Source organism: Allobosea massiliensis (assembly GCF_042655245.1).
GTDB classification, from domain to species: Bacteria; Pseudomonadota; Alphaproteobacteria; order Rhizobiales; family Beijerinckiaceae; genus Allobosea; species Allobosea massiliensis.
In genome coordinates, this window is sequence record NZ_JBHSLU010000035.1 from 89,514 (window position 1) to 96,315 (window position 6,802).

8 protein-coding genes and 1 pseudogene are annotated in these 6,802 nt (G+C 63.5%); 5 read left to right on the top strand and 4 right to left on the bottom strand.

Annotated elements, in window-relative coordinates:
- Window positions 1–22: 22 nt before the first annotated feature.
- The 3 genes and pseudogenes from ACFPN9_RS12975 to exbB all read right to left on the bottom strand — a co-directional run.
- Window positions 23–943, bottom strand: a complete 921-nt coding sequence (locus ACFPN9_RS12975) for an energy transducer TonB family protein (protein WP_066720025.1) — start codon at window positions 941–943, stop codon at window positions 23–25.
- Window positions 940–1,401: a TonB system transport protein ExbD gene (exbD, locus tag ACFPN9_RS12980; RefSeq protein WP_066720022.1), complete on the bottom strand. Its 462-nt coding sequence runs from the start codon at window positions 1,399–1,401 to the stop codon at window positions 940–942. Before exbD ends, ACFPN9_RS12975 begins: the two co-directional genes overlap by 4 nt.
- 4 nt (window positions 1,402–1,405) lie before the next feature.
- Window positions 1,406–2,038 (bottom strand): annotated as a pseudogene (exbB, locus tag ACFPN9_RS12985) (tonB-system energizer ExbB); the annotation flags it as partial.
- Between exbB and ACFPN9_RS12990 the strand changes: the two are divergent.
- Window positions 1,981–2,178, top strand: a complete 198-nt coding sequence (locus tag ACFPN9_RS12990) for a hypothetical protein (protein WP_066720019.1) — start codon at window positions 1,981–1,983, stop codon at window positions 2,176–2,178. The pseudogene exbB and the gene ACFPN9_RS12990 overlap by 58 nt on opposite strands.
- 119 nt (window positions 2,179–2,297) lie before the next feature.
- Window positions 2,298–2,942 carry a VWA domain-containing protein gene (locus tag ACFPN9_RS12995; RefSeq protein ID WP_245282337.1) on the top strand — a complete coding sequence of 215 codons (645 nt, stop codon included), beginning with the start codon at window positions 2,298–2,300 and terminating at the stop codon, window positions 2,940–2,942.
- 119 nt (window positions 2,943–3,061) lie between these two features.
- On the opposite strand, the gene ACFPN9_RS13000 is transcribed toward ACFPN9_RS12995, so the two are convergent.
- A complete protein-coding gene (locus ACFPN9_RS13000) occupies window positions 3,062–3,925 on the bottom strand; it encodes a transporter (RefSeq protein ID WP_197426593.1) in 864 nt (287 codons plus the stop codon).
- A 193-nt stretch (window positions 3,926–4,118) separates the two neighbouring features.
- Here ACFPN9_RS13000 and ACFPN9_RS13005 point away from each other — a divergent pair, with 193 nt between their 5' ends.
- The 3 genes from ACFPN9_RS13005 to ACFPN9_RS13015 all read left to right on the top strand — a co-directional run.
- The gene (locus tag ACFPN9_RS13005) at window positions 4,119–5,039 is read left to right on the top strand and encodes a cation diffusion facilitator family transporter (protein ID WP_066720017.1); all 921 of its coding nucleotides are present in this window, start codon (window positions 4,119–4,121) and stop codon (window positions 5,037–5,039) included.
- A 33-nt stretch (window positions 5,040–5,072) separates the two neighbouring features.
- Window positions 5,073–5,375, top strand: coding sequence for a hypothetical protein (locus tag ACFPN9_RS13010; RefSeq protein WP_066720015.1), 303 nt, complete (start codon window positions 5,073–5,075; stop codon window positions 5,373–5,375).
- Between the two features lie 263 nt (window positions 5,376–5,638).
- On the top strand, window positions 5,639–6,802 hold a 1,164-nt coding region (locus ACFPN9_RS13015), incomplete at its 3' end, for a TolC family outer membrane protein (RefSeq protein ID WP_377817152.1).

A 6,802-nucleotide genomic window follows, 5' to 3' on the forward strand; every position in this document is an offset into this window, starting at 1 on the left:
GTCCGATGATAAGGGAGTTTAGCTAACGCGAAAATCGAACCGGCACGGCAAGCGAGATCGTTCCACCGCCGAGGCTCGTAGGTGGGGCCGGCACCGGGCTGGCGCGGCGGATCATGGCGACGGCTTCCTGGTCGAGGGCGGGATCGCCTGAGGAGCCGGCCAGGCGGGCCGAGAGGACGTTGCCGGAGCGATCGATCGCGAAGGCGACCTGGACGGTTCCTGGCTGGGCGCCACCCGGAAAACGCTTGTAGCGGTTGAGATGGGCGATTAGCGAGCCGCGCCAGCTCGCGGTCGAGATCGAGGGCTGCGCGGCAGCGCCCGTCGCGGCCGGGTTCGGGGCCGAGGCCTGCAGTGGCGCCGGCGGCGGGGCGGCGGCCTGACGCTGGCGCGGGCGCTCGACCGGCTTGCGCTCGACCACGCGGGGCTTGGGCGCAGGCTTGCGCTCGACCGGCTTCTGGATCTCCCTGGGCGGCAGCGGCAGCGGCAGCGGCGGCGGCGGTGGCGGCGCGAGGACCGCGAGCGTGTCGGGGATAGCGGGCAGCTCCGGCAGCCTGATCTCGGGTTCGGGGACCTGCACCGGCGTCGGCTCGGGGATTGGTTCGGGCGGCGGGGGCTCGGCCGGGGGCTCCACGATAGGCTCCGGCGGCGGAGGCAGCTCGGTTTCAGGCGGCGGCGTCTCCTTGACCGGCTCGGACGGCGTCTCCGGCTCGACGCGCTCGGGCGCGGGCGGCAGGGTCTCGGCCGGGGCCTCGGGCGCGACCGAGACGGCGGCAAGCTCGATCATGATGGCGGGCTCGGGCGCGCCGGCGGCGGCCTCCGCGCTGGCCGGCTTCCAGTTCAGCGCGAGCCAGCCTGCCCCGCCATGCACTGCTGCGACGACCAGTGCGGCTGCGCCCCAGCGCAGCGCAGCCGCCCAGCGGCGCGGTCCAGCGCTCGCGATCATGGCCGGGACGCTCCGGAGGACGCAGGTGCGCCGCCCTGGCCGGTGTCCTCCAGCCCGACCAGCGCGATCTTGAGATAGCCCGCGCTGCGAAGCAGGTTCATCACCTCCATCAGTTCGCGATAGGCGACCGCGCCGTCGGCGCGCAGGAACACGCGTTGCTGCCGGTCGTTGTTGGTGCGCTGGTCGAGCATCGCCTGGAGCGCCTCTCGCGGAAGCGTGTCGTTGCCGAGCGCGAGCGTGAGGTCGCCCTTCACCGTCAGGAAGACCGGGGTGTCGGGACGGGCTTGAGGCTGCGCGTTCGACACGGGCAGATCGACGGCGACATCGACCGTCGAGAGCGGGGCTGCGACCATGAAGATGATCAGCAGCACCAGGATGACGTCGATGAAGGGCGTGACGTTGATGTCGCTGACTTCCGCCAGATCGCCGTCCTGGGGATCCTTGAGCGAGACCGCCATGGCGCTACTCCGCGTGAACGCGTGGCAAGGTCGTCACCGCGGTCTTCACGGGTTGAGGCGCCGACGGCGGAACAGCCGGCAGCGGCGCGCGGACGGCGTGAGCGGCGGCGAAGCTGCGCCGCTCGAGGTCGCGCGAGAGATGGCGCAGGATTTCGCCGGACGCGTCCGAGAGCATGGCGCGGTAGCCTGCGATCGAGCGGGCAAAGACGTTGTAAATGATCACTGCCGGGATCGCAGCTACGAGACCGATGGCGGTCGCCAGCAGGGCCTCGGCGATGCCCGGCGCGACCACGGCGAGATTGGTGGTCTTGGCCTGGCTGATCCCGATGAAGCTGTTCATGATGCCCCAGACCGTGCCGAACAGACCCACGAACGGCGCGGTCGAGCCGATGGTGGCGAGCAAGCCGGTCCCCTTGGCCATGGCGCGTCCGGCGCGCGCCTCGATGCGCGAGAGCGCGATCGCGACGCGCTCCTTGATGCCGTCTTCGCCGAGATCGCCCGAGCGCCTCGTCTCCTTCAAGGCCGCCTCGACCAATCCGCCGACGGCTCCCGATAGCACAGATCCGCGGCGGCGCGTCGATGCGCGCGCTGCAGATCGAGCAGCCGCTCCGTCTCGTCGCGGCGATCCAGAACGTCGCGCTCGTCACGGTTCCCGGATTGCTGGGAGGCATCGCCGCGTTGACGGCGATGCTGGAGGAGAGGCGACAGGTGACGCCGACCCAAGCCGGAGAGTTGGCCTACCAGCTCCGCACCATCCTGCAACAACTGAAGACATAGGGACGACCCGCCATGGCACTGCGACTGGACCTCAACAAGTCGGCCGAAACCCTGCGTCTGTCGCTGGACAAGGCAGGCGTCGCTCCCGACCCGGCATCAAGGCGGAACTGATCTTCGACATGGATGTCTCGGGCTCGTTCGAGCATGAGCATGAGGAGGGCACCACGAGCAGGCTGATCGAGCGGCTCGTGCCCTACGGAATGGTGCTGGACCCCGACGGCCAGATGGATGTGTTCAGCTTCAGCCACGGCGGCGAGAACGCCCACCATGTCGGGACCGTCTCGCCACGGAACTGCAAGGACTACATCATCGACAATGTCATCGACAAAGTGCCCGGCTGGAAGGGCGGCACCACCTACAGCTACGTGCTGGAGCGCAATCTGCAGCATTTCGGCTGGTTGCCGCGCGAACAGGGCGGCGGCTTTCTGAGCCGCTTCTTCGGCCTGTCGCGAGACGAGCCGACGGCGGCGAAGAAGCGCTCGATCGTCATCTTCGTCACCGACGGAGAGAACGACGCCGGCGATCTCGACAGGACGATCCAGGTGCTCGAAGCCTCCGAACGGCGCGGCGACCAGGTCTACTTCCTGTTCATGGGCGCCTGCGAACATGCGGTCGATTTCGGCTTTCTCAAGACAATCGCGGCGCGGTTCAGGAACACCGGCGTGGTGATCGTGCGTGATCTCGACGGCTTCGTCGAGTTGTCGGACGAGGAATTGAATGCCCAGCTTCTCGGCCCGGAACTTCTCCAATGGCTCCGCGGCTGAGCGTGCTGCCACCTGTCAGCGCATGGGCATAGCACCAAATGCATTAGGCATCTCGGCCGACCAAAAGCAGCCGAGATCGTCACGTGCCACTCGCCAAGAATTAATGGCTTGACGATGATCTACCTTATAATCTTACTTTCTACCGAGAGATAAAAGATCGCACCGAAAACTGGCTTCTTCTCGCGTTCAAATGTAACAGGCGCGCCAAAGCCGAGGACGATTTGCGTATCAGGAAAATTAAACGCGTATCGGGCTCCGGGAGACATTGTCAACGCATTTTGGCGTTCAATCTTACCGGTTGCGTTCACGGTTGCAATCCGTTCGCCCACCGTTTCAAGTAGAATATTCAAATCACGCGTAGCTGCGTAAACAATACTTCCGCCGAGATTAAAGCTTGTCGGACGGCGATCTTGTACATCGAAAAGGGAGGTCAATCCTGCATTAGCATGGAGCGTGATCCGGTCTGTTACAATCTTGCTGAACGGAAGGTTGCCTTGAAAGCCGAACGAGCCATTCCCCGTACCTGTGCTGGCTCGTCCCGTAGGCACGATCAAGCTTAAACGTGGCGCAAAAGCCGGTATGAAGTCACTTTCGAAAAGAGCTTGATAGCGGTAATTGAAAAGTACATCTCCCACGCCCCTAGCGCGCTGGCCATCGCTGCGCAGATAGGCGTAGGGCAGAAGATAAGACAGTTGGTGCTCTTGGCCTCCGACCGGAAACTCTTGCGTAAAAGCAAAAAACCGGTCACGGCCTTGTCCCCGCATCGTCGCGAAACTCTGCACAACTCCCGGCTCTTGATTGTAAGCCTCTTCGATGAGAAACGAGTTGTCCTGAATGCTTTTTGCAGGGCGATCGCCTGTGACGTCGCTGACTTCCGGCCGGGTGCTCTGGTCGCCACGGTTACCTTGATTTTGAGCGAGAGCTTTAGCCGAGTAAACGCTGCATACTATAGCTGCTGCAAGCAATGGAACATTCAGTTTCATCGATCGGTTCCGCACTGATGCTTCTCGCATAGCTCTGGGCTGAGATTGAATGGCTTTCAAGGCCATTTAGCAGTTCTCCAACTCCCTGCACCAATGGCAGGGTCAAAATCCTGGCTTATGTCGCGCATTTGTCGCTAACTGCTGGCGAGGCTGAGCTCAAGCGCGCTCGCGCTAGCGCAAGAGGACGATCGAGATGGGCTCAGGCGAATTACAAAGCGGCAGCGCTGCTGTTTCGGGGACGGCGGGCGGCAAGCACAAGGGCCGGCTGGCAATCGCACTTGGCCTGACCACGACATTCATGGTCGCCGAGGTTGTTGGCGGTCTGTGGACCGGGAGCCTCGCGCTTCTTGCCGACGCAGCCCATATGTTGACCGACGCTGGGGGCCTTGCCCTCGCTCTGATCGCGATCCGGTTCGCCGAGCGGCCCGCGACGCCACAGGCGACGTATGGCTACGTTCGCGCTGAGGTGCTTTCGGCGCTGACCAACGCCGTCGTGCTGTTGTTGCTGACTGTCTACATCCTCTACGAGGCTTACAAGCGCTTCCTCGATCCTCCGGAGATCATTGGCGGACCGATGCTCGTCGTTGCGGTCGTCGGCCTGATCGTCAATTTGATCAGCATGAAGCTGCTTTCGGGCGGATCGTCAGAGAGCATCAATGTGAAGGGCGCTTATTTCGAGGTGCTGAGCGACATGCTCGGCTCGCTCGGCGTCATCGTCGCGGCGGTCGTGGTGCTGCTGACGGGATGGACGCTGGTCGATCCGATCATCGGTGCTGGCATCGGCCTGTTCATCGTGCCGCGCACTTGGATCCTGTTGAAGCAAGCGATCCACATCCTTATTGAGGGCACACCGCCCGAAGTCGATGTAAAGTTGATCGAGCAACGGCTCATGGCGGTCGCGGGGGTGACCGCTGTACGCGATCTCCATGTCTGGACGATCACCTCAGGTCTCGATGCGATGAGCTGCCACCTCATCCTCGACGACATGGCCAAGGCTTCGAATGCCTTGATTGCAGCGAATGCCGTTCTCAGAGGGGAGTTCAAGCTCGATCACACCACGATTCAGACCGAGGATGCCTCGGTGCGCGCAAATGAGCCGGAGCGGCGCTTTTAGGAACGCTCGTGCATTCACCCTTGAGGGACCATCATGGACGCCATCATTTCCGCGCTCGTCTCGTTCTTTTTGCTTGCTCCGCTGGAGGCTGGCATCACACGCGCGCTCGTCGGTGCTGGCGTGCCGGAAGCCATGGCCGGGAAGGTTAGCGCCTGCGCGAAAGCGGCAGCGCCGATCATCATCAGGCGTGCGACCGGCGATCCAGCCTGGCTCGTCGTAAGTGTTTACGCGCTCTGGACCGGCTCGAAGCTGCCCGACGCGATCCTCGTCGAAGCTGCCCCTGGTTGCGCCGAGCCGGTCGCGGCCGCGCGCGCCTCCATCGGCGTCAAGGCGTGAGCGCGGCTTCCACCGTCTGCCATCGCTCGGTACACGACGTGACGGCAAACGCCGGACGGTTCGGTGCGTGCCTTCACCTTGATTGAGGATGAGGGGCACGCCATAGAGATGCCTGTTTAACCGACACGGCGCCGAGCGCCTTAATTGAGGGCCAGATTGTGCAGCGACCCAGTCCGAGTCAGCCAACTATTCGCACGGCGGTTCTCGTGGGGCTGGTTTTCACGGCCTTGCTTGTCGAGCTTAGTCCCCTTGGAGCGCAGACGATGGATGCCGCCTTGGCGCGCGCCTATGTCAGCAATCCCACGCTGAACGCGGAGCGCGCTTCGGTGCGGGTCACCAACGAGAGCGTGCCGCAGGCGCTTTCAGGCTACCGGCCGCGGATCACCGCCTCGGCCGATATCGGCGCCAGCATCACAGATGCCCGGATACCCGGTGGTGGGAACTCGACCTCGCGTCTTGGCCCCCGCGGCGCCGGCGTGCAGATCGACCAGACCCTGTTCGATGGAGGCAAAACGCGCAGCGCCGTTAGCCAAGCCGAATCCCAGGTACTGGGTGCGCGTGCCGTTTTGCGGAACATCGAGCAGAACGTCCTGCTGGATGCGGCGACGTCCTATATGAACGTTTTGCGCGACACTGCGATTCTCACGCTCAACCGTAACAATGTCGAAGTTCTCGACGAGCAGGTGCGCCAGACACGCGGTCGTTTCGAGGCAGGCGAAGTGACCACCACGGACGTCGCGCAATCGCAGGCACGCCTGTCGCAGGCGCAATCGCAGGCAATCCTTGCCGAATCAAACCTGAAAACGTCGGTCGCGCGCTATCGCCAGAATGTTGGCGCCGAACCAAGGCAGCTTGCGCCGGGTCGCCCGGTCGAGGGCCTGCTTCCGAAATCGTTGCCAGTCGCACTCAGCGCCGCGCTTACGAGCCATCCTGCTGTTATTGCGTCATTGCACGGAGTCGATGCAGCAGAACTCCAGGTCAAGGTCACGCAAGCTGACCTCTATCCTGTTCTCGGCGTGCGTGGAACGGTGCAGCAGCGTTACGACGAAGATACGTTCGGCGACAGGGTGAGGTCGGCTGGTGTTTTTGGCACGTTGACCATCCCGATCTATGAGGGTGGCCAGGTTTACTCTCGGACGCGGCAGGCCAAGGAAACGGCTGGGCAACGCCGCATCGAGGTAGATACGCAGCGCGATACGGTGCGAGCTGCGGTTGTCTCGGCCTGGGGGTCTAACGAGGCCGCCAAGGCTCAGATCACAGCCGCGCAGTCGCAGGTCAGGGCAGCGGAGACGGCGCTCTCCGGCGTGCGCGAGGAAGCCAAGGCAGGTGGACACCCGCAAGAACCTACCGCGCTTGCTGATTTTATGATTCCATCTCCCCTCGGCGCACGGGGCGGATTGCGATGGAACAGCGGTCGTTTTTCGGGT

What these genes read in the sequence shown, in the direction of transcription:
- ACFPN9_RS12975 (WP_066720025.1), bottom strand. Translation starts at nt 943, where the DNA reads ATGATCGCGAGCGCTGGACCGCGCCGCTGGGCGGCTGCGCTGCGCTGG.
- exbD (WP_066720022.1), bottom strand. Translation starts at nt 1,401, where the DNA reads ATGGCGGTCTCGCTCAAGGATCCCCAGGACGGCGATCTGGCGGAAGTC.
- ACFPN9_RS12990 (WP_066720019.1), top strand. Translation starts at nt 1,981, where the DNA reads ATGCGCGCGCTGCAGATCGAGCAGCCGCTCCGTCTCGTCGCGGCGATC.
- ACFPN9_RS12995 (WP_245282337.1), top strand. Translation starts at nt 2,298, where the DNA reads ATGGATGTCTCGGGCTCGTTCGAGCATGAGCATGAGGAGGGCACCACG.
- ACFPN9_RS13000 (WP_197426593.1), bottom strand. Translation starts at nt 3,925, where the DNA reads ATGAAACTGAATGTTCCATTGCTTGCAGCAGCTATAGTATGCAGCGTT.
- ACFPN9_RS13005 (WP_066720017.1), top strand. Translation starts at nt 4,119, where the DNA reads ATGGGCTCAGGCGAATTACAAAGCGGCAGCGCTGCTGTTTCGGGGACG.
- ACFPN9_RS13010 (WP_066720015.1), top strand. Translation starts at nt 5,073, where the DNA reads ATGGACGCCATCATTTCCGCGCTCGTCTCGTTCTTTTTGCTTGCTCCG.